The organism is Microbacterium keratanolyticum (assembly GCF_016907255.1).
Taxonomy (GTDB): Bacteria; Actinomycetota; Actinomycetes; order Actinomycetales; family Microbacteriaceae; genus Microbacterium; species Microbacterium keratanolyticum.
Genome location: NZ_JAFBBQ010000001.1, coordinates 1,408,443 through 1,434,940, shown reverse-complemented (window position 1 = coordinate 1,434,940; position 26,498 = coordinate 1,408,443). Strand labels below are relative to the sequence as shown.

The 26,498-nt window shown below is 65.9% G+C and carries 31 protein-coding genes and 1 tRNA gene; 14 read left to right on the top strand and 18 right to left on the bottom strand.

Translation table 11 applies throughout. The features are described from left to right. Positions 1–8 precede the first annotated feature (8 nt). From JOD62_RS06830 to JOD62_RS06810, 5 genes are all read right to left on the bottom strand, one after another. Positions 9–821 (bottom strand): prepilin peptidase, encoded by an 813-nt coding sequence (locus JOD62_RS06830; protein ID WP_204938553.1) that lies wholly within the window; start codon positions 819–821, stop codon positions 9–11. Further along, complete coding sequence (locus JOD62_RS06825; RefSeq protein WP_204938552.1) at positions 818–2,233, bottom strand: hypothetical protein; 1,416 nt, start codon at positions 2,231–2,233, stop codon at positions 818–820. The genes JOD62_RS06830 and JOD62_RS06825 overlap by 4 nt, the downstream gene beginning before the upstream one ends. After that, positions 2,227–2,772: a prepilin-type N-terminal cleavage/methylation domain-containing protein gene (locus JOD62_RS06820; RefSeq protein ID WP_204938551.1), complete on the bottom strand. Its 546-nt coding sequence runs from the start codon at positions 2,770–2,772 to the stop codon at positions 2,227–2,229. The genes JOD62_RS06825 and JOD62_RS06820 overlap by 7 nt, the downstream gene beginning before the upstream one ends. 20 nt (positions 2,773–2,792) lie before the next feature. After that, positions 2,793–3,215: a type IV pilus modification PilV family protein gene (locus JOD62_RS06815; protein ID WP_204938550.1), complete on the bottom strand. Its 423-nt coding sequence runs from the start codon at positions 3,213–3,215 to the stop codon at positions 2,793–2,795. Positions 3,216–3,387: 172 nt separating this feature from the next. Further along, positions 3,388–3,774, bottom strand: coding sequence for a type IV pilin protein (locus tag JOD62_RS06810; protein WP_204938549.1), 387 nt, complete (start codon positions 3,772–3,774; stop codon positions 3,388–3,390). A 308-nt stretch (positions 3,775–4,082) separates the two neighbouring features. Here JOD62_RS06810 and JOD62_RS06805 point away from each other — a divergent pair, with 308 nt between their 5' ends. Further along, a complete protein-coding gene (locus JOD62_RS06805; RefSeq protein WP_204938548.1) occupies positions 4,083–5,678 on the top strand; it encodes an amidohydrolase in 1,596 nt (531 codons plus the stop codon). A 46-nt stretch (positions 5,679–5,724) separates the two neighbouring features. Further along, entirely contained in the window at positions 5,725–6,162 is a 438-nt protein-coding gene (locus JOD62_RS06800) for an NUDIX hydrolase (RefSeq protein ID WP_204938547.1), read from the top strand. A 7-nt stretch (positions 6,163–6,169) separates the two neighbouring features. On the opposite strand, the gene JOD62_RS06795 is transcribed toward JOD62_RS06800, so the two are convergent. Together JOD62_RS06795 and JOD62_RS06790 are read right to left on the bottom strand one after the other, a co-directional pair. Next, positions 6,170–6,676 (bottom strand): aminoacyl-tRNA deacylase, encoded by a 507-nt coding sequence (locus tag JOD62_RS06795; RefSeq protein WP_204938546.1) that lies wholly within the window; start codon positions 6,674–6,676, stop codon positions 6,170–6,172. Further along, positions 6,673–7,191 carry a DNA helicase gene (locus JOD62_RS06790; RefSeq protein WP_204938545.1) on the bottom strand — a complete coding sequence of 173 codons (519 nt, stop codon included), beginning with the start codon at positions 7,189–7,191 and terminating at the stop codon, positions 6,673–6,675. Before JOD62_RS06790 ends, JOD62_RS06795 begins: the two co-directional genes overlap by 4 nt. 99 nt (positions 7,192–7,290) lie before the next feature. Here JOD62_RS06790 and JOD62_RS06785 point away from each other — a divergent pair, with 99 nt between their 5' ends. Continuing rightward, the gene (locus JOD62_RS06785) at positions 7,291–7,848 is read left to right on the top strand and encodes a peptidylprolyl isomerase (RefSeq protein WP_204938544.1); all 558 of its coding nucleotides are present in this window, start codon (positions 7,291–7,293) and stop codon (positions 7,846–7,848) included. A 30-nt stretch (positions 7,849–7,878) separates the two neighbouring features. Continuing rightward, positions 7,879–8,775: a rhomboid family intramembrane serine protease gene (locus JOD62_RS06780; RefSeq protein WP_204938543.1), complete on the top strand. Its 897-nt coding sequence runs from the start codon at positions 7,879–7,881 to the stop codon at positions 8,773–8,775. Between the two features lie 177 nt (positions 8,776–8,952). Here the strand turns inward: JOD62_RS06780 and JOD62_RS06775 are convergent, their stop codons facing one another. Then, a complete protein-coding gene (locus JOD62_RS06775) occupies positions 8,953–9,192 on the bottom strand; it encodes a cell division protein CrgA (protein WP_204938542.1) in 240 nt (79 codons plus the stop codon). 55 nt (positions 9,193–9,247) lie between these two features. On the opposite strand from JOD62_RS06775, the gene JOD62_RS06770 reads away from it, so the two are divergent. From JOD62_RS06770 to JOD62_RS06760, 3 genes are read left to right on the top strand one after another with little or no spacing between them, the layout of a single operon-like run. Beyond that, a complete protein-coding gene (locus tag JOD62_RS06770) occupies positions 9,248–10,024 on the top strand; it encodes a class E sortase (protein ID WP_204938541.1) in 777 nt (258 codons plus the stop codon). Next, a complete protein-coding gene (locus JOD62_RS06765) occupies positions 10,024–10,179 on the top strand; it encodes a hypothetical protein (protein ID WP_204938540.1) in 156 nt (51 codons plus the stop codon). The genes JOD62_RS06770 and JOD62_RS06765 overlap by 1 nt, the downstream gene beginning before the upstream one ends. Then, positions 10,176–10,814, top strand: coding sequence for an anthranilate synthase component II (locus tag JOD62_RS06760; RefSeq protein ID WP_204938539.1), 639 nt, complete (start codon positions 10,176–10,178; stop codon positions 10,812–10,814). The genes JOD62_RS06765 and JOD62_RS06760 overlap by 4 nt, the downstream gene beginning before the upstream one ends. Before the next feature lie 3 nt (positions 10,815–10,817). Here the strand turns inward: JOD62_RS06760 and pknB are convergent, their stop codons facing one another. The 7 genes from pknB to JOD62_RS06725 form a co-directional block, all read right to left on the bottom strand. Then, entirely contained in the window at positions 10,818–12,509 is a 1,692-nt protein-coding gene (pknB, locus tag JOD62_RS06755) for a Stk1 family PASTA domain-containing Ser/Thr kinase (protein WP_204938538.1), read from the bottom strand. A gap of 76 nt (positions 12,510–12,585) precedes the next feature. After that, positions 12,586–14,382: a protein kinase domain-containing protein gene (locus JOD62_RS06750; protein ID WP_204938537.1), complete on the bottom strand. Its 1,797-nt coding sequence runs from the start codon at positions 14,380–14,382 to the stop codon at positions 12,586–12,588. Continuing rightward, entirely contained in the window at positions 14,379–15,842 is a 1,464-nt protein-coding gene (locus tag JOD62_RS06745) for a penicillin-binding transpeptidase domain-containing protein (RefSeq protein ID WP_204938536.1), read from the bottom strand. The genes JOD62_RS06750 and JOD62_RS06745 overlap by 4 nt, the downstream gene beginning before the upstream one ends. Then, a complete protein-coding gene (locus JOD62_RS06740) occupies positions 15,839–17,233 on the bottom strand; it encodes an FtsW/RodA/SpoVE family cell cycle protein (RefSeq protein WP_204938535.1) in 1,395 nt (464 codons plus the stop codon). The genes JOD62_RS06745 and JOD62_RS06740 overlap by 4 nt, the downstream gene beginning before the upstream one ends. Further along, on the bottom strand, positions 17,230–18,468 hold the full coding sequence (locus JOD62_RS06735) for a PP2C family protein-serine/threonine phosphatase (protein ID WP_204938534.1): 1,239 nt from the start codon (positions 18,466–18,468) through the stop codon (positions 17,230–17,232). Before JOD62_RS06735 ends, JOD62_RS06740 begins: the two co-directional genes overlap by 4 nt. An 8-nt stretch (positions 18,469–18,476) precedes the next feature. Beyond that, positions 18,477–18,989, bottom strand: coding sequence for an FHA domain-containing protein FhaB/FipA (locus tag JOD62_RS06730; RefSeq protein WP_204938533.1), 513 nt, complete (start codon positions 18,987–18,989; stop codon positions 18,477–18,479). Continuing rightward, positions 18,986–19,708: an FhaA domain-containing protein gene (locus JOD62_RS06725; protein WP_204938532.1), complete on the bottom strand. Its 723-nt coding sequence runs from the start codon at positions 19,706–19,708 to the stop codon at positions 18,986–18,988. Before JOD62_RS06725 ends, JOD62_RS06730 begins: the two co-directional genes overlap by 4 nt. 191 nt (positions 19,709–19,899) lie before the next feature. On the opposite strand from JOD62_RS06725, the gene JOD62_RS06720 reads away from it, so the two are divergent. The 7 genes from JOD62_RS06720 to JOD62_RS06690 all read left to right on the top strand — a co-directional run bounded on the left by JOD62_RS06720 (position 19,900) and on the right by JOD62_RS06690 (position 23,970). Continuing rightward, positions 19,900–19,983 (top strand) — tRNA-Leu (locus JOD62_RS06720). Between the two features lie 116 nt (positions 19,984–20,099). After that, positions 20,100–20,666, top strand: a complete 567-nt coding sequence (locus JOD62_RS06715) for a helix-turn-helix domain-containing protein (RefSeq protein WP_204938531.1) — start codon at positions 20,100–20,102, stop codon at positions 20,664–20,666. Next, positions 20,663–20,896, top strand: a complete 234-nt coding sequence (locus tag JOD62_RS06710) for a PLDc N-terminal domain-containing protein (protein ID WP_204938530.1) — start codon at positions 20,663–20,665, stop codon at positions 20,894–20,896. Before JOD62_RS06715 ends, JOD62_RS06710 begins: the two co-directional genes overlap by 4 nt. Further along, entirely contained in the window at positions 20,893–21,816 is a 924-nt protein-coding gene (locus JOD62_RS06705; protein ID WP_204938529.1) for an ABC transporter ATP-binding protein, read from the top strand. The genes JOD62_RS06710 and JOD62_RS06705 overlap by 4 nt, the downstream gene beginning before the upstream one ends. After that, a complete protein-coding gene (locus JOD62_RS06700) occupies positions 21,813–22,574 on the top strand; it encodes a hypothetical protein (protein ID WP_204938528.1) in 762 nt (253 codons plus the stop codon). Before JOD62_RS06705 ends, JOD62_RS06700 begins: the two co-directional genes overlap by 4 nt. 66 nt (positions 22,575–22,640) lie before the next feature. After that, positions 22,641–23,036, top strand: coding sequence for a DUF6389 family protein (locus tag JOD62_RS06695; protein WP_204938527.1), 396 nt, complete (start codon positions 22,641–22,643; stop codon positions 23,034–23,036). Positions 23,037–23,763: 727 nt separating this feature from the next. Then, on the top strand, positions 23,764–23,970 hold the full coding sequence (locus tag JOD62_RS06690) for a cold-shock protein (protein ID WP_110555044.1): 207 nt from the start codon (positions 23,764–23,766) through the stop codon (positions 23,968–23,970). A 106-nt stretch (positions 23,971–24,076) separates the two neighbouring features. Here the strand turns inward: JOD62_RS06690 and JOD62_RS06685 are convergent, their stop codons facing one another. From JOD62_RS06685 to JOD62_RS06675, 3 genes are read right to left on the bottom strand one after another with little or no spacing between them, the layout of a single operon-like run. Further along, positions 24,077–24,751, bottom strand: a complete 675-nt coding sequence (locus tag JOD62_RS06685) for an HAD hydrolase-like protein (protein WP_204938526.1) — start codon at positions 24,749–24,751, stop codon at positions 24,077–24,079. A gap of 30 nt (positions 24,752–24,781) precedes the next feature. Next, the gene (gene nucS, locus JOD62_RS06680; RefSeq protein WP_204938525.1) at positions 24,782–25,477 is read right to left on the bottom strand and encodes an endonuclease NucS; all 696 of its coding nucleotides are present in this window, start codon (positions 25,475–25,477) and stop codon (positions 24,782–24,784) included. 41 nt (positions 25,478–25,518) lie between these two features. Next, positions 25,519–26,394, bottom strand: a complete 876-nt coding sequence (locus JOD62_RS06675) for a GAP family protein (RefSeq protein ID WP_204938524.1) — start codon at positions 26,392–26,394, stop codon at positions 25,519–25,521. Positions 26,395–26,498 lie beyond the last annotated feature (104 nt).

The following is a 26,498-nucleotide window of genomic DNA, read 5'->3' as shown; positions in this document are numbered from 1 at the left end:
GTGTGGGGTCATGCGCTCACCCCGATCAATTGCAGATAGCCGTCGGCGAGCGCCGTGCCGGCGAAGATTCCGACCCAGGCGCCCGTGATCATCCACGGGCCGAAGGGAATGGCGGATCGACGGGTTGCGCGCCGTGACGCCATGAGAGCGAGACCCAGGATGCCGCCGAGGATGAAGGCCGCGAACGCGCCGACGATGAGAGCGCCCCAGCCGATCCAGGCGAGGACGAGGCCGACGACGGCGGCGAGCTTCACGTCTCCTCCGCCCATTGCCCCCGGGCGCACAAAGGCGAGGATGAAGTAGAAGGCGAAGAGGGATGCTCCGCCGATACCGGCGCGGATGAGCGCGGCGAAGTCGCCGCTCAGGATGGCGGCAGCCGTGAGGAGAAGAGCGATCACGACGATCGAGGGCACGACGATCACGTTGGGAAGGCGATGCGTGTCGAGGTCGATCAGGGTCAACGCGACGCTGATTCCCGCGAACCAGGCGTAGGCGAGGAACAGGACGACGCCCGTGGCGATCGAAGCCAGTTCGGAGGCGAGCACCCACCATGCCGTCGCGGCGAACAGCAGCGCGGTCGCGAGCTCGACGAGCGGGTATCGGGCAGAGATGGGTTCACCACAGCCTGCGCAACGACCACGCAAAAGCATCCACGACAGAAGCGGAATGTTCTGCCAGGGTCGGATCGCGGCATCACAGCGCGGGCACTGGCTCTCTCTCGTGAGCGCGACGCCCGCAGGGACGCGGGCGATCACGACGTTGAGGAACGAGCCGATGACCAGGCCGAGGATGCCGGCGAAGACGGTGAGAACTGCTGTCATCCGATGTCCCGCATGTTGAGGATGGCGCCCAGGGGTTCGCGCAGCTTCTGTCCGTTCGGGAGGCTGAGGTCGCGGTAGGTCAGGGTCGATCCATTGAACGCCTGCACATCGCCGCCGTAGATGAGTCCGTTCCAGGTCGCGCCACCGGGACTGATGGCGCACGGTGAGTACGCGATCCCGGAGATCTCCGGGGTCATCTTCAGGCTGTAGATATCGAGGCGGTTCTCTGTCGTGCACGGACCCGTGGGTCGACCGTCGGTCACACCGTCCGGCATGATCACGTTGAACTGATGTGGGGCGCCATCTGCGGAGCTGAGAACGACGCCGTCGAGGTTGATGGCCCTGCTGACGTAGATCGTCACATCGGTGCGCAGAGCCAGCGCGGTGCTGAAGAGGTTGAGAAGCGAAGTACAGCCACGCCAGTCGACGACCTGGGGAGTGGTCTTGCTCACGATCGGAAGAAGGTCTGCGCCGGCATTTGCGGCAGGGCATCTGTTCATCGCTGCGTCGTTGCCCGGCAGGGGACCGTGATACGGAACGTCGATCCAGCGGAAGGCATCCGGCGCGATCTCCGGCGGCGACTGGAACCCGCCCGTGAACGTGCCGCCGGTGATCTGTGCCGTTCCGGTCACACGACCGGTGACGGTGAGTGTGCCGTTGATCTTCCCGCCGTTGAGGCTGACATCGCCGTCGACGTACACGTTGCCTGTGACTTCGGCATTCGTGCCGAGCCGGAAGGTTCCACCCAGCGCGTATACGTCACCGGTGACGGTGGCGCCGGTGTCCAGGGTCACGCCTCGCGAAGCGATGATCTTGTTCACGGTGCACCGGTTTGAGTTGTGCACCGAGCCCTTCCGCACGACGACGGTCTCGATGATGCGGGCGTCGTTCGAGCAGATGAAGTCGCCGTCGTTGACGAGCACGTTGCCGGAGGCGCTGGATCGAGGATCGGTCAGCATCAACGTGCCGTTCGGCGCCTTCATTGTGGTGAGCGCGCCGGCGAGTCCAGGGCCATAGGTCACCGACGTCTCCGTGACCGTCTGCTGCTCGCCCACACCCTTCGACACAAGGGTGAGTTCACTGCGACCGGTGCTCGGGTTCGAACCGCAGGAGATCGTGACCGTGTACGCCGTCGGTGATCCCGCGGGGGCTGAGACGGGCGCGGGCGCGGCGGCGCGGGGATCGCAGATGATCGTTCCACGTTGCAGCTGCGCGCTCACATCCGCGAGGCCCGCATCAGCCGCGGCCCGTGACTGTGCACTGTCCCGTCCTGTGGCGACGACGCCGATCGTGTTGATCACCGCACTGGCGATGACCAGTCCGCCGACCGTGAGCACCAGCATGATGATGAGCACCGAGACCAGCATGGAGCCCTCTTCGCGACGCGCTGTCCGCGCAAGCTTCGTCAACATGCGGGTGGGGTCCTTTCGGTCTTCGCCTGCGCGGTGGCGCGCGTCGTGATCACCGTTTCTTCGCGCGTGGTCGGCGAAGAGAATCTGAGGCCGATATCAAGTGCGTTCACGCCGGCGCTTGCGAACGCGCGGGCCGGAGATCCCGTAAGAGCGCCCGAGACCTTCTCCGCAAGCGGGCCCCATGTGTCCGGGTTGGAGGTGCGTGCCGAGGAGCCTCTGCTGTAGACGAGTTCAGCATTGCGGTTGACCGCCCAGGCCCGACACTCGAAGGTGTTGTTTGGGAGCAGGACGACCGCATCGACGCGCGAGCCCTGGGAACTGACGCGGATCGTGACAGCATTGCGCACCGAATCAGCGAGAGTCTCTGTGATGACGGTCGCGCGTCCCGTGGCCAGATCGCGGGCGGCCGTCGCCTGCTGTGATGTCAGCCCATTGACGAAGACCATCGTGATCAGGCTGCCGATGATTCCGACGACGACCACGACGATGATGAGCTCGACAAGGCTCACGCCACTGTTGTTGCGGAGCACGTGGCGCACGGACGCCCTCTGATCAGCGATCATCGGGAGGCCACCCGGAACTGAGTAGGAAGGGAGGTCAGCTCATCGCCGGAGGAATCGAAGACTCGGATTGTGACGTCGATGGAGACGGGGTAGGCGGTGGTGCTCGTAGGACACGATGCGACATCGATGGTTGCGGTCATTCCTGAGCCGGAGGGCCCCGGAACGGGAGAGGCGGCGTTCGCTTCGCGCGCCGACAGCGCGCTGCACGTGGTTGCCGAATCGAGGGGGAAGCCTGCGCGCAGGGAAGAGAGCTGCTGCGTGGCGAAGCTTGTCGCCTTGACCTGGTCGCGGTTCGCGACACTCGAGCTGGCAGCGCCAATGAGAAGAGGGAGGACGGCGAGCGAGAGGATCGCGAGAAAGAACATCGCGATGATGAGCTCGACGAGGCTGAAGCCGTCATCTGCCGGGTGCTGACGCATTGTCAGACTCCCTTCGGGGCAGGGAAGGGGTGGGGGTAGGAGTCGTACGGGGCTGCGGGGTAGCGCAGCGGGTGGTGCTGATCCTGCGGGTGGTGCGGAGGTAATGCGAGTAGTTCTAAAGAGGTATCCGGGCCGGTGTGAGGGCACCGGCCCGGAAGTTGTGGCGCGGCTGTTAGCAGCCGGGGCCCGCCTTCTTGACGATCGAGGCGTCCTCGGTGCTGGTCGCGGTTACGCAGAAGTCATCGATCTTCGCTCCGGTGGCCGGAGCGATCGTGAGAGTGACCTTTCCAGTGGACTCGAGCTTGCTGAGGTTCTCGTTGGCGGCTTCATCCTGCGCGATGTTCGACGCGACCTGGGTTGCGGCGTTTGCGGCGATGGACTCGACGGCACCTTCCTGCGCGGTCTTCTGCAGGTTGAGGAAGATCGGCACCGCGATCGCGGCAAGGATGCCGAGGATCACGACGACGACGATGAGCTCGATGAGCGAGAAGCCGGCCTGGCCGTTCTCTTCACGCTGAGCCTTGTGCGCCTCGACGGCGCGACGGATGGTTGCACGCATAGCTGTCTCCTGAGAGGGGTAGTAAGGGTAGTGGTCGCCGGTGACTCCGTCCGACCCGCGATGGCGCGACGAGAATCAGCTTCCCTGCCCCAGCGCAGGAAGCCACTTTCCGGGTGGAGGCTTCACCTGCTCACACCATTCCTAGGGCACCGCCAAACTATTTGTCAAGCAACATAACAAACGTAAGTAAAGAAACATTACAAAAAGGTTGTGGTAACGGTACCAGTCCTAGACGCGCGGAGAATCCCGGTATATAGTTCCGCCGCACTGCCCTTGCTGCCGCATGATTCCGGTGCAAAACTGGCACCATGACGACGATGTACACCGGACGCGTCCGCCCCTTCTGGCCACACGTCGAGGCGCAGGCGGATGCTTTCGTGGTCGATGACGACGGTCGGGTTCTGGCCGTGGGCGAGCCCAAAACTCTCGCCGAGCAGTACCCGGATGCTGCCCCGCAGGAGCTCGAGGGATGGGTTATGCCGGGTCTCATCGAGCCCCACGGCCACCCCGGTACTGCTGCGATCCTTCTCTCAGACCGCGTCGTCGACATCCGCCCGGTGGTCGTCCCGGAAGCCGAAAGCGTGCTGCGCCTGCTTCGTGACGCCGTCGCGGCAGCCACCGGTCCGGTATACGTGAACGGATGGGATGCGCTGCTGCAGCGCGGGCTGCCCACTCCCGACATCCGCTTCCTCGACGAGCTCGCAGGCGACACACCGCTCGTGATCGTGCACAACTCCGGTCACTCTGCATACTTCAACACCGCAGCAGCCGAACTGTCGAACCTCACCCGCGAGACACCTGATCCCCCGGGCGCCTCCTTCGTCCGTGACGAGAATGGCGATCTCGCGGGCACGGCGCTCGAAGCACGAGCCGTGCAGCAGGTGCTCGCCCCCTTCCTCAGGCAGGCGCAGGCCGCGATTCCCGCGCTGTTGTCCGCGCACTTCGCAGACCTGTCCCGACACGGTTACACGACCGTGTCCGATCTGAGTTGGGATCGTCAGCTGACACCGGTCGTCGAGGCCATGCGCGACAGCGGAACACTTCCGTTGCGGGTGCGGTGGTACGAGATGTCGCAGCCGGGCGGCGCGGTCTCGCAGCGGGGTGAGGGCGACGCCGCGATCCGTCAGATCGGGGTGAAGACCTGGTCGGACGGCTCGCCGTGGATCGGCAACATCGCGACGAGCTTCCCCTACCTGGACACGCCTGCGACCCGCGATCTCGGGCTCGAACCGGGGCACATCGGAGTGGCGAACTACTCGGCCGATGAGCTCCTCGCCATCGCCGAGCCGTATGCGGCGGCGGGCTGGCAGCTGGCGTGCCACGCGCACGGCGACCGTGCGATCGACGCCACCCTCGACGTATATGAAGACCTGATCACGCGGCATAACCTGGAGGATCACCGGTTCCGCCTCGAGCACGTCGGCGCCATGACCCAAGCGCAGTTCCAGAGGGCCGCCGACCTCGGAGTGACGGTGAGCGTCTTCGTCGATCACATCACTTACTGGGGCGAGGTGCTCGTTGACGATCTCTTCGGTGCAGAGCACGGCGGGGCATGGGCCGACGCGGGAGCCGCATTCGCCGCGGGTCAACGTGCCACGTTCCACAACGACGGGTGGGTCACCCCGAACGAGCCGTTCCGCAACATGGCGGTTGCCGAGACGCGCACCACGCGCGCGGGCCGCACGATGCCGGGCGGGCGGCCCGTTCGGCGCGCGGATGCGCTCGCCGCGCATTCGACGAACGCTGCCTGGCAGCTGTTCAGCGAACATGAGATCGGTGCACTCGCTCCGGGACTCTTCGCCGACTTCATCGTCGTCGATCGGGACCCGCTGGAGGTATCAGCCGAAGCTCTGGCCGAGACTCAGGTGGCAGCGACGTATCTCGGTGGGCGCCGCGTGATGTGACGCGTTGTCGTCTCGGCCGGGTCGCAGTTCCGGTTAGGGTGATGCCGTGGACATGCGGGTCGCCTCGTACGCGGTCATCACCGATGATGACGACCGGGTGCTTCTCGCGCGCTGGATCGAAGGTCGCCGCGCCGCGTGGACGATGCCCGGTGGAGGGCTCGAACCCGGTGAAGACCCCGAGGTGGCTGCGCGCCGCGAGGTGCTCGAAGAGACGGGATACCGCGTCAAGATCGATGGGCTTCTCGGCATCCACTCGCGCGTCATTCCGGCGTCACAGCGGGTTCGAGCGCCGGAAACGGATGCTCCGCTGCACACGCTCCGGATTCTCTACCGGGCGCACGTCGTCGGAGGTGCGCTGCGCTTCGAGCTTGACGGTTCCACGGACATGGCCGGCTGGTTCACGCTCCCCGCCGTCTCGAAACTGCAGCGCGTCAAACTCGTCGACGTCGCCCTCCGAATGGCGGGCATCGCCGTGCCGGCCTGAGGCGTTCCTACTCGGGCTCGGAGATATCGGCGACGGTCGCGTTGTACGCGCTGATCAGGTCATCTGCGTCGACGAAAAGGCTGTAGCCGTGAGTGCCGGCGCCCATCGCGATCCGCTGCCCCATGATCGACTCATCCGCGAAGACCGGCCAGTCCGTCGTGCTGCCGATCGGCACGATCGTGCCACGCTCATAGCCGGTCGCAGCCAGCGCAGCATCCGCTTCCGGCAGCTTGAGCTTGTTCACCGCTACAAGGGCACGCAGCTTTGGCCACGAGATCTTGCGCCCACCGGGGACCAGCGCGAACAGGTACGTGTCGTCAGATCGCTTGACGACGAGCGTCTTGACGATCCCGGACGGGCTCAGGCCGAGCAGCTCTGCCGCCTCATGCAGGGTGCGCGCCGCCGGCCGTTGACGAATCTCGATGTCAAGGCCGCGCGCAGCCGCAGCGTTCCGTACGCGTGCGTGCGTGTCAGCATCCGCTCCCTCAGTGGAGTCGGCGGCCGTCTCGCTCACGCCTCAGGTGCGCTCAGAGGGTCGTCAGCGACCCACAGCTCGTCGTCAGCGCGGAGCGTCTGCCACGCGGCGTAGAGCACACCGATCGCGGCGCCGACGCCGAGGATGATGGCGATGACGCCACCCACGCCGAGTCCGCTCTTCTTCTCCGGAGCCACGAAAGCGACCGGACGGCCTCCGGCACGGCTCGAGGCGAGCTGAGCGCGCTTTGAGTTCGCGACATCCCACGCCGAGAGCGCCGTGCCGACAACGCCGCCGATCGCCGGAGCGACCCGGTCGTCGACGATGTGCTTCGAGAACTTCACACCCCGATCGACCGCAGGGACGATTCGGTGTTCATACGTGTCTTGGACGGCAGGAATCACCTGTTCCCGACCGAAATTGCCGAGCTGGCGGCTCGCCTCGCGGGCGACGTTCGCGGCATCGTTGACCAGAATCTGCTGCGATTCCCACAGCTTGGTCGCGTCGCCCTGCAGACGGCGGAGTTCCTTCTTGCGCTTGCGGCTGAGGCTCACGGGGCCCTCCTAATCGAAACGGAGTTCGGATTCCCCATCTTGCCAGACGCATGCTGCAGAAGACATGGGTTGACTGAGAACCTCTGAGAGAATAAGGGCATGGCTCACGCAACCCACGTCGCAACTCTGCACACCAACCACGGTGACATCGTCATCAACCTGTTCGGCGAGCACGCTCCTCGCACGGTCAAGAACTTCGTCGGCCTGTCCGACGGCACGGGCGCGTGGACGAACCCCGCCACCGGTCAGCCGGGCGAGGGCGCTCTGTACACCGACGTCATCTTCCACCGCATCATCCCGAACTTCATGATCCAGGGTGGCGACCCGCTCGGTCAGGGCGTCGGCGGTCCGGGCTACAACTTCAACGACGAGATCCACGGCGAACTGAACTTCAACGAGCCCTACATCCTCGCCATGGCCAACGCCGGCCTGCGTCGCAACGCGATCACCGGTGAGGTCGAGGGCACCAACGGTTCGCAGTTCTTCATCACGACCGACCCCACCCCGTGGCTGCAGGGCAAGCACACGATCTTCGGTGAGGTCGCAGACGCCGACTCGCGCGCTGTCGTCGACGCGATCGCTGCAGTGCCGACCGCCGCTGGCGACCGCCCGATCGAGCCGGTCGTGCTGCACTCGGTCGACATCGTCGCCAACTGATCGCCCGCTCTTTCACGTTTCGCATCCTCGATGACGACTCCGGAGTTCACCGCCAACCGCGACAACTTCTGCTACCGGCACCCCGGTCGGCAGAGCTTCGTGCTGTGCCAGCGGTGCATGCGCACGGTCTGCGCTGAATGCCAGACCCCTGCGCCCGTGGGCGTCATCTGCCCGGAATGCATGAAAGAGCAGCGAAAGTCAGAATCGCCCGCCCAGCGCCGTGCCCGCCGTCAGTGGGGCATGCGCGGGCGGGCGGGTTCTGCCGTCGCCCTCGGCGGAACCCCCATCGTCACCGCGGTCATCATCGCCGTCACGGTCTTCGTCGGGCTGCTCCAGCTGATCCCCGGATTCGGCGATCTGGTCACCCGAGCGCTGTGGTTCTACACGCCGTACGTGCTTCCACAGATCTCCCTCTTCCCGTTCGAGCCATGGCGCCTGCTCACGGCGGCGCTCGTGCACGGCAGCGTCTGGCACCTCGGCCTCAACATGCTGGCGCTCTGGATGATCGGCCGCAGCCTCGAGCCCATGCTCGGCCGCGCCCGCTTTCTCACGCTCTATCTGATCAGCGCCCTCGGCGGTTCCGTCGCGGTTGCGCTGCTGTCTCCGCTCACGCCGGTCATCGGCGCCTCCGGGGCGGTCTTCGGCCTCATGGGGGCCCTATTCGTCATCGGCCGGCATCTCGGAGCGAACGTCACGGGCATCGTCGTGATCCTCGGCATCAACCTCGCGCTCGGGTTCCTGCCTGGTGCGCAGATTTCTTGGCAGGCGCACGTTGGCGGCCTGGTCGTCGGTGCACTCGTGGCCTTCATCTTCGCGCGCACCCGCAAGGCCTCGCAGAAGTGGGTGCAGATCGGGATGCTCGCGGCGCTTTCGGTCGTGCTTCTGCTGGTCGTCTTCTTCGTCCCGCCGCTGCTTCTCACCGCCTGAGATAGCCCTCGCTGCGACGCATCCGGATGCTGCGCGTTGCCCTCGTCGACCCCGGAAGTTATCCACAGATGTTATCCACACTGGGGAGAACTACACCCGTGTAATTCCTGCAATTTCGTCGCGATACACGCAAAAACGCCCTCGCAACGGTTGCGAGGGCGTTTCGAAGAAGAGGCGTTATCGCCAGCGCGTCGTCATCAGGAAGCCGATCATCGCGATACCGAGACCGATGACCAGGTTCCACGAGCCGATGCCGGGCACCGGGAACTGCATGCCGCTGATGTAGAAGACGAGGATCCAGACGAGCCCCAGCAGCATGAAGCCCACCATCACGGGCTTGAACCACACCGCGTTGGGTGCGGCGTCGCCTTCGGGCTTGTCGACGACGTTGTCTTCAGAGGAGCTGGATCGTGCCATGCGGACCAGTCTACTCATCAGCAACCCGTTACAGGAGAAAGCTACACTCGGTGGCATGACGCTGACCGTGGGGGAGACTGCGCCGCGGCGCGTTCGCCGACAGCGCCGCCGCCCGCGCGCGACCGTGACGAGTGTGCTCGGCGAGTTGCTGCTGACCGCCGGCGTGCTCGTGCTCCTCTTCGTCGCCTGGCAGATGTGGATCGGCGACATCATCATCAGCGCGCAGAACAACGAGCGCGGTGCCGCGTACTCCGAGGAGTGGGCGTCTGCTCCGGTCCCGGAACCTCCCGCGCCAAGCGTCGACGTTGAGGCCACAGGAGTCTGGGAGCCGCCGATTCTGCCGCACCCCGCCGAAGGCGAAGTCTTCGCGACCATGCACATCCCTCGTTTCGGCGCGGACTACGCCGTGCCCATCGCAGGTGGCACGAGTCGAGAGATCACGCTCGACCAGATCGGTCTCGGGCTCTACGAGCAGTCGAAGATGCCCGGTGAGGTCGGCAACTTCTCTCTCGCCGGACACCGCACCACCTGGGGCAAGCCCCTGAACCTCATCGACAAGCTGCGGCTCAATGACGCCATCGTCGTCGAGACCCCCGAGGGGTGGTACACCTACCGTTTCCGCACGCTCGAGTACGTCACGCCCACCCAGGTCGAGGTTCTCGCGGACGTGCCGGCGATGCCGCAGATGCAGACCGGCGAGCGGTACATCACACTGACCGCCTGCTCCCCGCTGTACTCGCTCGCGGAGCGCATCGTCGCCTACGGCCTGTTCGAGGGCTTCCAGCCGCGCGCCGAAGGTCCGCCCGCCTCACTCACCGAAGGAGGCCTGTGATGTACGCGGCTCTCTGGCGCATCCTCCCCGGCCCCTGGTTCGTCCGGCTGCTGATCCTGCTCGTGCTCATCGCCGCTGTGCTCTACGGGCTCTTCTTCTACGTCTTCCCGTGGATCGCACCGTTCGTGACTCCGGGCGAGGTCGACCTGTCGTGACCCGCGCGACGCGCGTGCTCGTCGTCGACAACCACGACAGCTTCGTCTTCACTCTCGTCGGCTACCTGCGTGAGCTCGGTGCCGAGGTGGATCTCGTCGAGTCGGATGCCCACGACGGGAGCGCCTTCGACACCATGCTCGATGGCTATGACGGCGTGCTCATCTCGCCCGGTCCGGGGAGACCGGAGGCTGCAGGCGCCTCGATGGACGTCGTCCGGGTCGCCGCAGAGAAGCGGATGCCCCTGCTGGGCGTGTGCCTCGGGCATCAGTCGATCGCTGCGGCGTTCGGGGCTGCGGTGACGGGGGCGCCGGAGCTCAAGCACGGGATGGTCTCCGACGTGCGGCACGAGGCAACGGCGCTGTTCCAAGGCATCCGGTCGCCTTTCCGTGCAGGACGCTACCACTCGCTCGCCGTCGCGGAGACGGCCCTGCCCGATGATCTCGTCGTGACTGCGCGCACGCTCGAGGGGACCGTCATGGCGATCGAGCACCGTGAGCTCCCGATCTGGGGAGTGCAGTTCCACCCCGAGAGCGTGCTCACCGAAAGCGGCTACCGCCTGCTCGCGAACTGGCTGGAGCAGTGCGGATCGGCAACCGCCGTCGCTGCCTCAGCGACACTCGATCCGCTGCGCTGACGCCTAGGAGCCGGCGCAGAACCGCAGATCGATCGTGGAGCGCACCGGAACATCACCGGGAGCGGACGACATCGAGATCACCGTGCGGGGATCCGTCGCCTTGCAGTTCGGATCTTCCACCGGATTTCCGGTCAACCCGAGCGCCTCGAGTTCCTGCTGCGCGGCCTCCAGCGGATAGCCCTTGAGATCCTTCAGCGACACGACACCACTGGCGACGTCGAGCGCCACGACGGTGCCCGGGGCGACCTCGCCACCCGCCTCGACACTGGCGCTCAGGACGGTACCGGCTGCGGCCTGAATGTCGTTCACCGGCTTGACCGACCCGACGACCAGCCCCGCCGCCTCGAGCGCGGCTTTCGCGGCTTCTTGCGAGAGGCCGACGAGAACCGGCACCTTCACCATCTCGGCCCCCGTGCTCACGAACAGGGTCACCGTCTGGCCGGCCTCCAGGCGCGCATCCGCGGACGGCGAAGAGCGGATCACATTGCCCTCCGCGACCTCGGCGTTCGACTCGTTCAGGCGGGCTGCCTTGAGATCGTGCTTCTCGAGCTCTGCCTCGGCGCGCTCGTAGGTCATGCCGGTCAGCAGTGGCACGGTGCGTGAGCTCGTCGGAAGGTCATTCGCGGGACGCATCGTCACGACCCAGATGAGCACCGACGCCAGAAGCACGGCCAGAAGCGCGACCCCCGCCCAGATCCACGCCACGGGGGGACCGGACTGCGTGCGAACCATGGTGGTGTCGCTGCTGAGCTGGCGCAGCGATCGTGCTGTCTCCGCCGCCTGGCGCGGGGACGGTCCGTACAGCTCGCTCGTGAGCTCGCCGAGCTGCTTCTTGGTCGGGGCCTTGCCCGTGACGGCGGCATCGAGTGCCGCGCGGAACGTGGCGGCATCCTGGAAGCGCTGGAACGGATCCTTTGCGAGCGCACGGAGCACGATCGCATCCATCGACCGAGGCGCCTTGTCGGTGACCTCGCTCGGCGGCTCAGGCGCCTCGCTGACGTGCTGGTACGCCACAGCGACGGGCGAATCGCCACGGAAGGGCTGGCGACCCGTGAGCAGCTCGTAGAGGACGACTCCGGTCGAATACAGGTCGGCGCGCGCGTCGACCTGCTCGCCCTTCGCCTGCTCAGGCGAGAAGTACGCGGCGGTCCCGATGATCTGCGTCGTCTCAGCGACCGTCGATGACGAGTCCGACACAGCACGGGCGATCCCGAAGTCCATGACCTTGACCTTGTCGCCGGTCGTGATCATGACGTTGCCGGGTTTGATGTCGCGGTGCACGACACCTGCACGATGGGAGTACTCCAGCGCCTCGAGGATGCCGTCGACGTACTTCACCGTTGTTGCGACATCGACCGGACCGCGAGCGATCACGTCTTTCAGCTGCTCGCCGTCGACGAGCTCCATCACGATGTACGGCACGGCGTGCGTGCCCTGCGCATCGGTCTCGCTCTCTTCGCCCGCATCGAAGACACGGACGATGGACGGATGTGCCATGCGGGACGCCGCCTGCGCCTCCAGACGGAATCGCGTACGGAATGCCGTGTCGCGGGCCAGCTCGGGATTGAGGATCTTGATCGCCACAGTGCGGCCGAGCGTCAGATCGGTTCCTCGGTAGACCCGAGCCATTCCGCCCTGACCGATGAGTTCACCGACCTGATAGCGGCCCGACAGAACGCGTGGTTCCGCTGACACGAATCGACCCCCTGCTAGACGAACAGCTCATACCCGTCGCGAGCCTTCTCGCGATGATGGACTAAGGCTACCCGTACTAGCCTGCAGAACCGCCGTCCGTGGCGCCGTCTGTCGCGCCGTCGGTTGCACCATCGGTCGTGCCGTCTGTGGAACCGCCCGCGACGATCGGCACCGACATCTGCGGAGACGGACCGGACTCGCGGCGGTCACCACCATCGCCACCCGAGCAGAGCGCCGTGTAGACAGCGGTCAGCTGCTGACCCGGGGCGTTGGCGACCGAGATCGTCGCACGCAGCTCGTTCGCGCCGAAGGTGGCGGTCGACGAGCCGTTCGTGACGAACGTGCCGTTTGTCAGGGTGACGTTGTAGCCGCTGACATTGCCGGTACCGCTCGGGCAGGTGAAGGCACCCCACTTGATGTCGACGGTCGTGCTGGCCTCGACCTCGCTGCCATTGACCAGAGCCGGAGCGCCGGTCGGCGCGCCGACGGGGATCCGGTCGCCGTAGATGGTGAGCGTGACCGTGGTGCCCTTGTCGACGTTGCCGGACGAGGGCGAGATCTTCTCGACCGTGCCGACCTTGTCGTCGGACGGAGCCGCCGAGCCGGCGGCGCAGACGGGCTCGAGCCCGGCCGCTGCTGCTTTGGCACTCGCGTCGTCGCAGGTCAGGCCGACGAGGCCCAGACTTGCAATGTCGACGCGTTCCGTCGTGGGCTTCGGAGTGGGTTTGGGAGACGTCGACGGCGATGCCGAGGTCGGCGCGGTGTCGGTGGGCTTCGTCTCGGGCGTGCCCTGATTGCTCATCAGCGCGATCACGGTGCCGATCAGCACGATCACGAGCAGTCCGATCAGGGCGATGAGCGGCCACGTCCACGGGCTGCGCTTCTTCTTCGCCGGTGTCTCGGCGTCGACGTTCTGATCCGTCGGGATCTGGGCCGTCGCCGGAAGGATGCGCGTGGCGCTGTCGACGCCGGGCGTCAGCAGCTGGGTCATGTCATCCTGGGCGCCGCCGACACCCGTCGCGATCGCCGGAATGGCGATGGCGGCGGAGTTCAGGTCACCGCGACGCAGAGCCTGCGCAGCCCGAGCCACGGTCGCCGCAGAAGAGGGACGTTCGGCCGGCTTCTTGGCGATCATCGCCATGACGAGGTTCTGCACCGGGACGGGGATCGTCGTCGGCAGCGGCGGGGGCTGCTCGTTGATCTGGGCCATCGCGATCGCGACCTGCGACTCGCCGGTGAAGGGACGCTTGCCCGCGAGGCACTCGTACGCGACGATGCCGAGCGAGTAGATGTCGGTCGCCGGAGATGCCGGGTGACCGGATGCCTGCTCCGGAGAGAGGTACTGCACGGTGCCCATGACCTGGCCCGTGGCCGTGAGCGGCACCTGGTCGGCGATGCGGGCGATACCGAAGTCGGTGATCTTGACGCGGCCGTCGGGTGTGATCAGCAGGTTGCCGGGCTTGATGTCACGGTGTACGAGGCCTGCGGCGTGTGCGGCCTGGAGAGCTGCGGCGGTCTGCGCGACGATGTCGAGCGTCTTGTCGGCGCTCAGCGAGCCATCACGCTCGATGATGGTCGACAGGGCCTCGCCGGGCACGAGCTCCATGACGAGGTAGGCGCTGCCGTTCTCCTCGCCGTAGTCGAACACACTCGCGATGCCCTCATGGTTGACCAAGGCGGCGTGACGAGCTTCGGCACGGAAACGCTCGAGGAACCCCGGGTCTCCCATGTACTCGTCTTTGAGGATCTTGATGGCGACGGTTCGTCCGATGACGTGATCCGTCGCCTCCCACACCTCGCCCATGCCACCGATCGCAATACGCGACAACAGCTCGTAGCGACCACCGAACGACACACCCTGCGTCGGCCTCATCTGCTCAGCACCGCCTCTATGACCTTCTTTGCGATCGGGGATGCGATCTCATCACCCGAACCGGATTGACCCTTGCCGCCGCCGTCTTCGACGACAACGGCAACAGCGACCTCCGGATTGTCAGCCGGCGCGAACCCGGTGAACCACAGCGTGTATGGCTTTTCGTCACCGTTCTCCGCCGTGCCCGTCTTACCGGCTACATCGACTCCGTCTATTCTTGCACCCTGTGCCGCGCCGCTCTGGACGCCGGCGACCAGGACCTGCGTGAGTGCCTTCGCCTCATCTGCGCTCAGCGCCCGACCGAACTCCGAGTTCTCGAAGGCCTTCAGCACGGAAAGGTCGTCACCCAGGATGCTGTCCACCATGCGCGGGTTCATCACGACCCCACCGTTGGCGACGGCAGCCGACACCATGGCGATCTGCAGCGGGCTCGCGATGACAGGACCCTGTCCGAAGCCGGTCAGGCCCGTCTGCGCGGCATCGAGGCCGCGCGGGTAGCTCGACGGCGTGGACTCCAGCGGGATGTCGAAGCTCAGGTTGAAGCCGAACTTCTCGGCCATCGCGAGGATCGCGTCGTCACCGAGCTCGACGGCGAGCTCTGCCATCGGGATGTTGCAGCTGAGCTTCAGCGCGTCGCCGATCGATACCGTGGCGCCGCCGCCGCAGGTGCCGCCCCAGGCGTTCTGCACCGAGGTGCTGGTGCCGGGCAGCGTGTACGCCGCCGGGTTCGGCATCATCGAATCCATCGTGTACTTGCCGGATGCCAGTGCTGTCGCCACCGTGACGATCTTGAAGGTCGACCCGGGAGGGTTCATGTTGCCGGCGATGGCACGGTTCGAGAGCGGATCGGTCGGATCGTCTTCGAGCGCGGCGAACGTCGCCTCGGCAGCATCCGCATCGTGGACCGCCATCAGATTCGTGTCGTACGACGGCGTCGACACCATCGCCAGCACACGGCCGGTGGAGGGCTCGATCGCGATGACCGCGCCCTCGTATCCCTCGGAGACGAGGGCGTCGTAGGCGACCTGCTGCACCGCGGGATCGAGGCTGAGCACCACGTTCGCCCCGCGCTGCGGCTGGCCCGAGATGATGCGTTCGATGCTGGCGAAGAAGTTCGTGCCCCCGGTGCCGGACAGTTCGCTGTTGAGCGCACGTTCGATGGCCGTCGCGCTGCCGAGCGCCGGATTGTAGTAGCCGGTGACCGGGGCCCACATCGCAGAGTCGACGTAGACGCGCTGGAACGAGAACATGTCGTCGGTGGGCGTCGAGGAGGCGATCTGCGTGCCGCCGGCGAGGATGGATCCGCGCTGGATCTCGTAGCTGTCGAGCAGCGTACGGCGGTTCTGCTCGTGCTGCCCGAGCGCTTCGGCTTCGATCACCTGGATCCAGCTGATCGCGGCGAACAGCGACATGAACATCAGCAGGATCACGATGCTGATGCGGCGCAGTTCCTTGGTCATCCGATCACCACCCGGGGCTGGCGGCGGACACCATCGGAGATGCGCAGGAGGAGCGCGACGATGAGCCAGTTGGCGACGAGGGAGGAGCCACCGGCAGCGAGGAACGGCGTGGTGAGACCCGTGAGCGGGATGACACGTGTGACACCGCCGACCATGATGAACACCTGCAGGGCGATCGTGAACGACAGGCCCGTCGCGAGCAGCTTGCCGAAGTCGTCCTGTCCGGCGAGACCGATGCGCAGACCGCGGCTGACGAACACCATGTAGAGACACAGGATCGCGAAGAGCCCGATCAGACCGAGTTCCTCGCCCAGGCTCGGGATGATGTAGTCGCTCTCCGAGAGCGGCGTGAGGTGCGGCCGCCCCTGGCCGAGGCCGGTGCCGATGAGTCCGCCGTGCGCGAGTCCGAAGATGCCCTGCACGAGCTGGTAGCTGCCACCGTCGGCCGCGATCAGGTCGGGGTTGAAGGCGTCCAGCCAGTTGCGGAAGCGCCCTTGCACGTAGGAGAGGATCTGCGTAGCGATCACAGCACCGACCGCGACGAGGCTGAGTCCGATGAGCACCCAGCTCGTCTTGCCGGTGGCGACGTAGAGCATCGCGACGAACATGCCGAAGATGAGCAGGCCGGTACCGAGGTCGCGCTGGCTCACGATGATGCCGAGCGAGATCAGCCACACCACGATGACAGGCCCGAGCTCGCGCATGCGCGGCCAGGTGATTCCGAGAACCCGCTTGCCCACGGACGACAGGCTCTCGCGCGTGCGCACCAGATAGCCGGCGAAGAAGATCGCCAGGAAGATCTTCGCGAGCTCACCGGGCTGGAACGAGAAGATGCCGCCGAGCGAGACCCACACGTCCGCGTTCGCATCGGCGACGCGCAGACCCGGGACGAAGGGGAGCAGCAGCAGGACGATGCCGATGAGTCCTGAGAGATACGTGTAGCGGTACAGCAGGCGGTAGTTGCGGAGAACGATCACGAGAGCGATCGCGCCGGCGAGTGAGATCGCCGTCCACGCGAGCTGCTTGTTCGAGAACGCCTCCCAGCCGGTGTTCCGCTGGGCGATGTCGATCCGGTAGATCATCGCGATGCCGAGGCCCGTGAGAGCCGTGGCGATCGGCAGGACGAAGGGATCCGCATCGGACGCCACGAAACGCAGCACGATATGCAGCGCGAACGCGAGCACCGCAAGACCGCCGCCGATGAACAGGATCATCGGGTCGACCTGTCCGAGCGCGCCGAACTGCACGAGGGTGATCGCGACACCCGAGACGGCGCTCGCGAACAGCAGGAGCCAGAACTCGCGGTTGCGCTGCGACTGCGGCATCCGGATCTTCTTCAGCGCGCGCACAACGCTCGTGTCGGCCGAGACGTCGATCTGATCCGTGCTCATCGGCCCTCCTTCGCGGAATCGCGCAGACGTTGGACGATCTGCTGGGCATCGTCGAGTGAACGGGCGGTGATCGTCGCCTCGACGCGGGATCGGTCGAAACCAGGAAGATCGTCGACCTCGATGCTCGTCGTTGCCCAGACGCTGGACAGCGAGATGGGGCCGATGTCCTGCTGGATGCCCTGGTAGATCACCACGACACCGTCGTCGACGCCGACGAAGTACCGAGTCTGGGTCCAGGCGTACCCGGCGAACGCGACACCCACGAGCATCGCGATGACGAGCAGCAGGCCTGCGAACCAGCCGACGCGGCGGCGTCGCGCGCGCCGACGGTCTTCCTCGATGAGCTCTTCGAGGTACTCCGCCGCGGGCTCGAAGTGGGACGGCTCGTTCGCGGCCTGACGAACGGGGTGCAGCCAGTTCGAGCGAGGAGCACGCGCAGCGGGGATGAGAACGCCCTGCGGGTTCGACGCAGATCCGACGATCGTCGGAGTGCCGGACATCAGGGGGTGGTGACCGCCGACGTCGACGATGACGATCGTGACGTTGTCCGGTGCGCCGCCATCGAGAGCCTGCTTCAGCAGCACATCGGCGGAGCGTCCGGGCGCGAAGCCCATCCGCAGCACCTTCTCGATGTGCGCGTCATCCACGACGCCGGAGAGTCCGTCCGAGCACAGGAGCCAGCGATCACCGGGCTGCGTCGGCATGACGAACATGTCGAGTTCCGGGTCGGCATCCATGTCGCTGAGCACGCGCATGAGCACAGACCGGCGCGGGTGATAGCGCGCCTCTTCGAGCGTGATGCGGCCCGAATCGACCAGGCGCTGCACGAAAGTGTGGTCTGCGGTGATCTGCGTCAGCTCATCGTCACGCAGAAGATAGATGCGCGAGTCGCCGATGTGACCGATCACCGCATAGTCATCGACCATGATGATCGCGCTGAGCGTCGTGCCGAGGCCGGCGAGCTCGGGTCGATCCTTCGCCGCACGGATCAGGTCGCCAGCCGCCGTCGTCGCCGCAGCCTGCAGCGACGCCTGTGCGTCCTGCGTCGAGGGGAAGCCCTGGTCCAGGCCCTCAAGCCGGTGGATCGCGATGCTCGAGGCGACATCTCCGCCTGCGTGGCCGCCCATGCCGTCGGCGACGGCGAACAGGTTCGCCCCGGAGTACCCGGAGTCCTGGTTGTTGGAGCGGACCCGCCCGGTATGGGAGATCGCGGCGCTCGAGCCCTCGAAGACCATGGCGGCGGTCAGGCTCGCAGCTCGAACGTGGTCGCGCCCACCTTGATGGGAGTGCCGATCGTGACCGCGGCGGTGCCGCTGACGCGCTGACCGTTGAGGAAAGTGCCGTTCGTGGAGTCGAGGTCCTGAATCACCCATTGGCCGCCGCGCAGCTGCAGGCGCGCGTGATGGCTGGACGTGTAATCATCGCGGATGACGAGACCCGACTCGCTGGAGCGGCCGATCGTCATCGACTCCGACTCCAGGGGAATCTCGAGCCCCGCCTTCGGACCCGAGGTGATCACGAGCGTCTTCACGGAGGTGGCTGTGGCCGGTTCGCCCGCACGGCTGCGCGCAGGCGCAGCCTTCGGCGCGGCGGCGACCGGCGGAGCGGACCCTGCCGTGGCATCCGCGGTCTGGGGCATCTTGCGCACCCGCACGCCGAACAGATCCGCACGTAGCGAATAGACCACCGCGAACACGAAGAACCACAGCAGCACCAGGAAGCCGATGCGCAGAATAAGCAGAGTCAGCTCACTCATGGCATCACTCCAAAGGTGCGGGTGGCATCGTCGCCCCCGGCCGAGCGTGGGCGCGCGGCGACAGGAACAATGCGGAACACCAGGTCGGTGCGTCCGATAGTGATGACCGTATCGGACGTGAGCGGTGCCTCGCGCACCTTTACGCCATCGACCTTCGTGCCATTCGTGGACCCGAGGTCGCGCATCATGGCGCGCTCGCCGTCCCAGAGGATTTCGGCATGCTTGCGACTCGATCCCGAATCGGCGATCGTCAGATCGGCGTCGCTGCCGCGGCCGACGACGGTGCGCGCCTGAGTAAGAGTGTGTCGTCGGCCATCGACCTCGAGGACCGCCTGCCACGTCACCCGCCCCTGCGACGAACCCGAGTCGACATGCACCGTGCCGGTGGCGACCTTGTCGTCGGCCTCGAGCGTGATCGAGAGCGGGCCCGCGAAGCTGTACCCCTGCGCACGCGCATGTTCTGCGACGAGCGTGTGCAGTTCGTCGGTGAGCGCGGAGCCGAGACCGTTCATCGCGGCGGCGTCTTCACCACTCAGATGCACGACGAAGTTGCTGGGCGCGATGATGCGGTCGCGGCTGACGACAGCCGCCTTGGTGTCGAGCTCGCGGCGCACCGCCGACGCGATCTCCACCGGCTGGATGCCACTGCGAAAGGTCTTGGCGAAGGCGCTGTTCACAGCGCGCTCAAGACCTTTCTCAAAGCTGTCTAGTAGTCCCACTGGGCTCCCATGGCTGACCGATCGGTAACGCCATCGTAGTCAGATGACCTGAATGCCGCCCGATTCCTGGCCGTACCGGGTACTTCTCCGTTGCGATCTGCTGCGTGCGCCGCTCCCGGGCCGCGCTCGGGTTCGGATGGTGTCACAACGCGTGATATCCTCGGGAAGTTGAGTTCTTCGGAGCGCGACATGCGCGAGTGGCGGAATAGGTAGACGCGCTGGCTTCAGGTGCCAGTACTCGCAAGGGTGTGGGGGTTCAAGTCCCCCCTCGCGCACAGGAAAAGAAAGGTCATCCTTCGGGATGGCCTTTCTTCGTTTTCGCGCGCATCGCCATTGCGTGATTCTGGGTCGAAGCCATCAATATCAATATCAATACTGATATGGTTCGGGCATGGAGACTTCTTCGGCACTGCTGCATCCGGTACGGCTTCGTATCGTTCAGTCACTGTTAGGTGAGGCGGAACTGACGACGCACCAGCTGCATGAGCGGCTGCCCGACATCCCGATCGCCACCCTGTATCGCCATGTCGGCCACCTGGTTGTCCACGAGTTGCTCGAGGTGGCTGAAGAGCGGCAGATCCGAGGCGCCAGCGAGAGGACGTATCGTCTGGCTCCCGGGATCTCGAACCCTACGGCCGAGGAACTGAAATCGCTGAGCAGTGAGGAGCTGCTGACCGCATTCACAGTGTTCACCTCCGGTCTCGTCCGGGACTTCGGGGACTACCTCCGCCAGGCCGACAGGGAGTTGTTCGCAGACCGTGTGAGCTTCGCGCAGGCATCATTTTGGGCGAGCGACGAGGAAGTCGACGAGTTCGGCCGGGCTCTGATGGGCGCGCTCGAGGCCATGCTGACCAATGAACCTTCTCAGCATCGCCGGCGCCGCACGCTCACCACTGTGCTGATGCCGCGAGACAATGTCGGCACGGAAGCCGCGGCGGACGAGGCTGAGCTCGCATGAACCTCGTGCGAATCGACCCGGCGATGCTCATCCCGCTCGCGCCCGTGCTCATTCTCGTGGCCGTCCTCATCGGATGGTCGCTCGTCCAGATTGTCCGAGCGCCCGTCCGGCACCTTCCCAAATGGGCGTGGGCGCTGGTCGTGGTGCTCGTGGTGCCACTAGGCGCCGTCATCTACCTCATCGGCGGTCGTGCCCGGGGGCAAGAACTTCGAGACGAGGATCTCCATTGACCGCGGCTCTCACCGTTGAGAAGCTCACCCGTGTTTATCCCGGAGGTGGGGGCATCCGCGACGTCGGATTCATCGCTCAGGAACGGGCCGTCACCGCCGTGATCGGGCCCAACGGAGCGGGCAAGACGGTGCTCTTCAGCATCATCGCGGGTCTCACCCGGGCAGAATCGGGCGTTGTCGAGTTCCGCTCACCGAACACACGGGTGGCCTATTGCCCCGACGTGCCGCAGTTCGAGTCCTGGCTCACGGCCCGGGAAGTCGTGCAGGTCTCTTTCGCGGTATCACGTGGGGGTGACAGCGGCGGACGCGGCGCGAACGCGGACCGGCTCTCTCGTGGCGCGCTCGAGGCCTGTGGACTCGGATCGGTGATGGATCGTCGCGTGGCCGACTTCTCGCGCGGGATGCTTCAGCGTCTGGGTATCGCTGCGGCCCTGGTCACTGATCCGGAGGTTCTGATCCTCGACGAGCCGAACAGCGCCCTCGATCCGGTCGGACGCGCGGACGTGCGCGACATCATCGCCGAGCAGAAGCGCGACCGCTGCGTCCTGCTCTCCAGCCATATGCTCAGCGAGGTCGAGCAGCTTGCCGACAACATCGTTGTCATCGATCAGGGACGCGTGGTCGTTCAGGGAAGCACCGAGTCGATCCTCACCGACGGGCTCGAACCTGTGTGGCGAGTCCGTCTCGGCGCACCCGCACCGTTCAGCGCGGCGGATCTTGCTGACGTGGTTCCGGAGGCCCGCATCGTGTTTGAGACGGACACGCTCTGCACCCTGCGGTTCCCCAGCTTTGAGGTCGCCGCGACCCGGCTCATCGTCGCGCTGGGGATCCTTCGTGCGCCCATCCTCGAAGTCACCCTCCGCGACCGTGATCTCGACGCCTCTTTCGCTCGCATCATCCAGAGGACGGAACGCTCATGACTCTGCTCCTCATCTCTGCGCAGGTCGAGATGCGTCGCCTCAGCCGATCCGGTCTTCTGATCGGAGTGCTCGTCGTCTTCGGCTTCTTCGGCCTGGCCGGCCCGGCGCTCGCGCTCTCGATGCCCGAGATCTTGAAAGCCGCTGCCGGCACTGAGCAACTGCGCATCGAAGCCGCTGAGGCAACTCCTGCAGACGGGATCGCGCTGTTCAACCAGAGCGCCATGCAGCTCGGGCTCATTCTCGCCGTCGTGATGGCGATCACCTCACTCGGCTGGGACGCACGGCCGGGATCGTCGATCTTCTACCGCACCCGAGTCGGGAATCTTGCCTCTCTCTCCGTGCCCCGTCTCGCCCTGTGCTGTCTTGCCGTGATCTCCAGCTATTTCGTGGCGCTGCTGCTCGCAGTGGGGCTCACCACCGTCTTCATCGGAGAGCTCCCGCCCAGCCTCGTCGGCGCTGTGGGACTCTCGTCCGCCCTCTACCTCGTCATGGCGATGAGCATCGGATTTCTGATCATGGCGCTCGTCCGACGCACGGCGGCGGCGATCGCCGCCACGACCGTCCTGATGCTCGTGCTGCCACTGTTGAACAGCATCCGCGCATTCGGGCCGTGGGTGCCCACCACGCTTCTCACGGCATCCGGCGCAGATTTCGTCGATCTTGCATTGCCGATGCTCTCGGCGATCGCTGTGTCCGCGGTGTGCGTCGTGGTTGCGGGTTTCGCGGCGAACAGGCAGAGCCTCCGTCGGGATGCGTAGGTCCTGTTCGGTCGAGGCGCAGACGCCGCACCCGGTCGTCGAGTCCCCGCCGCTACGCTGATCGTCATGTCGAAAGAGGAGTACCTCGCCGCACTGCGTCCGATTCTCGAATCGACGACAGAGGTGGCATCCGCGCAGCTGCGCAGTCTTCTTGATGCGGCCGAAGAGGCGGATGTCACGCTGACGCTTGGCGTCTTCGTCGGGCAGGACGGCGAGGGGCCGTTCGATGTCTACGCGCAGTTCGAGGGCGCCGATGTCTTCGCGCTCAACCAGCGGTTTCAGAAGGAGCGCCACCTGTTCGGGGTGACGTGGACCGAAGAAGGATGGGAGCCGGGGGTTCCCGCGCGCCCACGCGGCTGGAGTCGCGATGAGCTGGAGGATGTCGTGGTCGACGAGGTGGAGCTCTGGGTCGGGACACTGGTGCCGAACGGCCCGGCTCTCGAAGTGCTCGCGTACTGCTGACGTCTGCGGTGACCAGAAGTGTCATAACGCCACAGAAGGAGCATTTACAAGGAACCTACGCTCCCCTAGTGTGAGAGTCGCATGCGCCGGGGATTTGATCGCGAAGCGTGGGTTCCCCAGATCCACGAGTGAGGCTTCCCCAGAGCCGGCGATCTGGCGTAGGCAAATGGGTCCCCTCGAGTGCTCGTCCCCAATGAAACACTCGAGGGGATCATTCTTTGCGGTGCGATCGACGACGCGATCGTCAAGAGTCCGGACCTGGGCCGCGTGTGCTGTGGGTGCAAGTGTTGTCGGTGCTCGAGACGTCCAACGTTGCCGATTCCCCAAGATCAGCGATGCTCTCCAGTTTTCACGCGGTCCAGGTGAGCGACGATCTCGATTGCGACCCCATTCGCGATCGGGAACTTCGCGTTTTTGTCCTCCCCCGAGATCATTGTGCCACCAAAGTTCAGATTTGTCCCCCAAATGGGGGACAAAAATCTCTGAAGCGCGATAGGGTGGAGTCTGACGCACCCTCCGGTCGTCTTCGGCCCTCACTGCTCCCCCCGCGGTGAGGGCCACTTTTTTGCCCGGTATCGCACGCGCGTAGCACCCAAAACGGGTCTTCATGCAACATTTGGGTTACCTTCTGGTCTCAAATCTTGCGCCGACTTGCACTTGCTCTACTAGCGTGGGCTTCGTCGGTGCATCCTGCGTCGGCTTCGCCCCATCAGCAGAACGGCAGTAAATGAGCACCCAGGGCACAGTTAAGTGGTTCAACTCGGAGAAGGGCTTCGGCTTTATCTCCCCCGATGACGGCGGCGCCGATGTGTTCGCGCACTACTCCGCCATCCAGTCAAACGGCTACCGCTCGCTCGACGAGAACCAGCGCGTTGAGTTTGACGTTGCGCAGGGCCCCAAGGGCCTGCAGGCCGAGAACATCCGTCCCCTCTAAGTGACGGACGCGGTTCGCCGCGCAAGTTTTCTCAGGAACTCCCCGGGACGCACAGCTACGTGCGACCCGGGGAGTTCTGTGTCTCGAGCAGGTGGATGCTGCGTGCTCAGGAGCCAGGAAGCAGCAGCGCCTTCAGATCAGCGGCCGACTCGGCGATGGCGATCGCCCCCTCGGCTTCGCTCGGGTCGCCGAATCCCCATGCCGAGAAGATGACCGGGATGCCGAACGGCTTCGCGCCGTCGACGTCATGGTGACGGTCGCCGATCAGGACGGGGCGCGAGATGTCGGCGCCGGCGGCGGCGAGGCGCTCCAGGGCGCGGCCGACGACGATGTCTTTCCCCTCGTGGTTGCCGGCGGGGCCGGTCGTGGCCGCCGAGACAGCCGTGAACAGCGGCAACAGCTCATAGTGCTCGAGGATCGCGATCACCTGATTCTCGGGCTTCGTGCTCGCCGTCGACTGGGGGATGCCTGCCGCCTGCACGGCGCGGAGCACGTCGGGAACGCCGTCATAGATGTGCACGGATGCCGCGTAGCCGTCGCGCGCGGCCAGGGCACGGTAGCGACGGACCGCCTCTTCTGCGCTCGCTTCATCCAGTCCAGCGAAGTCGCGGAACGAGAGCGCGAGCGGCGGGCCGATCCAGTGCGACAGCTGCGAGGCATCCGGAGCATCGATCCCGAAGGTCGCGAGCGTCTCGACGAGTCGCGGAAGGATGCCGGGCGAGGCGTCGGCGATCGTGCCGTCCACGTCCCAGAGGATGCAGGTGTAGGGGGAGGCAGACATGCCTCCCAGCCTATGGGCGTTCGCGGCGGCTCAGAACAGACGCGGAGCGCCCGACTCGATGCCCTTCATGTCGTCGTAGTCGAGGACGAGGCACCGGATGCCGCGGTCTTCGGCGAGCACACGGGCCTGGGGCTTGATCTCCTGTGCCGCGAAGACGCCCTGCACGGGGGCGAGGTGCGGGTCGCGGCCCATGAGCTCGAGGTAGCGGGTGAGCTGCTCGACGCCGTCGATGTCGCCGCGGCGCTTCACCTCGACGGCGATGGCGGCGCCCGAGGCATCCCGAACCAGCAGGTCGACGGGACCGATCGCCGTGGGGTACTCGCGACGAACGAGCGTCGCGCCATCCGAGATCAGATCGACCTGCTCGGCGAGCAGGCGCTGCAGGTCGGCTTCGACGCCGTCCTTCTGCAGCCCGGGGTCGATGCCGAGCTCGTGCGCCGAGTCGTGCAGCACCTCATAGATCTGCACACGCAGCGCATCGCCGGTCTTCTTGTGCGTCACGCGCCACACCTCGACGACGCCCGCGGATGCCTCTTCTTCGCCCGGCTCCTCGTTGGCGAGCGAGCAGGGCGGGCTCATCCAGTTGAGGGGCTTGTAGCTGCCACCATCGGAGTGCACGAGCAGCGAGCCGTCTCCCTTGTGCACGAGCAGACGCGTGGCGAGGGGGAGATGAGCGTTGAGGCGGCCGGTGTAATCCACCGAGCAACGGGCAATGACAAGACGCACCCGACGAGCCTACTTCGTGTGCGCGCGACGCGCGCGCGTGGTCAGGTGATCGAGTCCAGGAAGGAGCCCACGCCGTCGAGGAGGCCGAGTTCGGTCGCCGCAGCACGGGCGATGAGGAACCCCAGGATGCCCACGATCCACGCCGTGTTCTCGGCACCGGTGCGCTGCATCCACGCGGCCAGTCGCTCCAGCGGACCCTGCACGATGCCGGCGGCGACGAGGCGGAGCAGCAGCAACAACAGTGCGGGAACGGTCATCAGCGCGCAGTAGCCGACGAGGGAGACCACCCGCATCGGCGTGCTCACGCCCGAATCCGCGAGCATCGTCATCGCCATGATGTACGGCAGCATCGTCGCCACCTCGACGAGGCCGGCCGTCAGCGCGACGACCATGACGGCGGATCCGCGCGTCCGGGGATCGAGCAGCCGCGCACGCCAGCGCGTGACCCGCCCTTCCGGGGCCGCGGCGCTCGCGTCCGGAGTCGGGGCGGGCAAGGCCGTCGACGCACTCAGACTCGTGCCGGCGACCCAGGAGCCAGAGGCAGCGGTCGAGGAGACGCTGATCGAGCCGGCGGCGGGTGCGGCCGACGCATCCGCTGTCTTCTTTCCGCTGGGGATCAGAAAGGACGTGACCAGCAGGGCGATCCCGATCGCGAGGCGGATTCCCACGCCCACCGGCGACGCAAGGAAGTCGGCGGCGACGTCGACGACATTCACCAGGCCCCAGAGGAAGAGCAGACCGACGAGGAAGTAGAAGCCCGCGATGGTCGCGAGATACAGCAGGATGCGCCCCACGCGCACCCGCCCCGGGCTCAGCAGCAGGAAGACAGGGATGAGCAGCGTGCCGATGCTCAGACTGTCGACGAGCGCCAGTATCGCCAGCGCGAGGGGCAGAGGCAGTCCTCCGAAGATCTCCATATCCTCAGCCTCGCGATGCGATCACGTTCTGAGATCGGGCGAAAGTCCCGTCTTCCTGCGCAACGGCTCATACCTTCGGCGGATGCGACGGGAGGTCGGGCATG

What these genes read in the sequence shown, in the direction of transcription:
- JOD62_RS06815 (WP_204938550.1), bottom strand. Translation starts at nt 3,215, where the DNA reads ATGCGTCAGCACCCGGCAGATGACGGCTTCAGCCTCGTCGAGCTCATC.
- JOD62_RS06830 (WP_204938553.1), bottom strand. Translation starts at nt 821, where the DNA reads ATGACAGCAGTTCTCACCGTCTTCGCCGGCATCCTCGGCCTGGTCATC.
- JOD62_RS06695 (WP_204938527.1), top strand. Translation starts at nt 22,641, where the DNA reads ATGTCGAAAGAGGAGTACCTCGCCGCACTGCGTCCGATTCTCGAATCG.
- JOD62_RS06745 (WP_204938536.1), bottom strand. Translation starts at nt 15,842, where the DNA reads ATGACCAAGGAACTGCGCCGCATCAGCATCGTGATCCTGCTGATGTTC.
- JOD62_RS06750 (WP_204938537.1), bottom strand. Translation starts at nt 14,382, where the DNA reads ATGAGGCCGACGCAGGGTGTGTCGTTCGGTGGTCGCTACGAGCTGTTG.
- JOD62_RS06770 (WP_204938541.1), top strand. Translation starts at nt 9,248, where the DNA reads ATGACGCTGACCGTGGGGGAGACTGCGCCGCGGCGCGTTCGCCGACAG.
- JOD62_RS06810 (WP_204938549.1), bottom strand. Translation starts at nt 3,774, where the DNA reads ATGCGTGCAACCATCCGTCGCGCCGTCGAGGCGCACAAGGCTCAGCGT.
- JOD62_RS06675 (WP_204938524.1), bottom strand. Translation starts at nt 26,394, where the DNA reads ATGGAGATCTTCGGAGGACTGCCTCTGCCCCTCGCGCTGGCGATACTG.
- JOD62_RS06785 (WP_204938544.1), top strand. Translation starts at nt 7,291, where the DNA reads ATGGCTCACGCAACCCACGTCGCAACTCTGCACACCAACCACGGTGAC.
- JOD62_RS06825 (WP_204938552.1), bottom strand. Translation starts at nt 2,233, where the DNA reads ATGTTGACGAAGCTTGCGCGGACAGCGCGTCGCGAAGAGGGCTCCATG.
- JOD62_RS06740 (WP_204938535.1), bottom strand. Translation starts at nt 17,233, where the DNA reads ATGAGCACGGATCAGATCGACGTCTCGGCCGACACGAGCGTTGTGCGC.
- JOD62_RS06775 (WP_204938542.1), bottom strand. Translation starts at nt 9,192, where the DNA reads ATGGCACGATCCAGCTCCTCTGAAGACAACGTCGTCGACAAGCCCGAA.
- JOD62_RS06700 (WP_204938528.1), top strand. Translation starts at nt 21,813, where the DNA reads ATGACTCTGCTCCTCATCTCTGCGCAGGTCGAGATGCGTCGCCTCAGC.
- JOD62_RS06735 (WP_204938534.1), bottom strand. Translation starts at nt 18,468, where the DNA reads ATGGTCTTCGAGGGCTCGAGCGCCGCGATCTCCCATACCGGGCGGGTC.
- JOD62_RS06780 (WP_204938543.1), top strand. Translation starts at nt 7,879, where the DNA reads ATGACGACTCCGGAGTTCACCGCCAACCGCGACAACTTCTGCTACCGG.
- JOD62_RS06730 (WP_204938533.1), bottom strand. Translation starts at nt 18,989, where the DNA reads ATGAGTGAGCTGACTCTGCTTATTCTGCGCATCGGCTTCCTGGTGCTG.
- JOD62_RS06805 (WP_204938548.1), top strand. Translation starts at nt 4,083, where the DNA reads ATGACGACGATGTACACCGGACGCGTCCGCCCCTTCTGGCCACACGTC.
- JOD62_RS06765 (WP_204938540.1), top strand. Translation starts at nt 10,024, where the DNA reads ATGTACGCGGCTCTCTGGCGCATCCTCCCCGGCCCCTGGTTCGTCCGG.
- JOD62_RS06715 (WP_204938531.1), top strand. Translation starts at nt 20,100, where the DNA reads ATGGAGACTTCTTCGGCACTGCTGCATCCGGTACGGCTTCGTATCGTT.
- JOD62_RS06710 (WP_204938530.1), top strand. Translation starts at nt 20,663, where the DNA reads ATGAACCTCGTGCGAATCGACCCGGCGATGCTCATCCCGCTCGCGCCC.
- JOD62_RS06690 (WP_110555044.1), top strand. Translation starts at nt 23,764, where the DNA reads ATGAGCACCCAGGGCACAGTTAAGTGGTTCAACTCGGAGAAGGGCTTC.
- JOD62_RS06685 (WP_204938526.1), bottom strand. Translation starts at nt 24,751, where the DNA reads ATGTCTGCCTCCCCCTACACCTGCATCCTCTGGGACGTGGACGGCACG.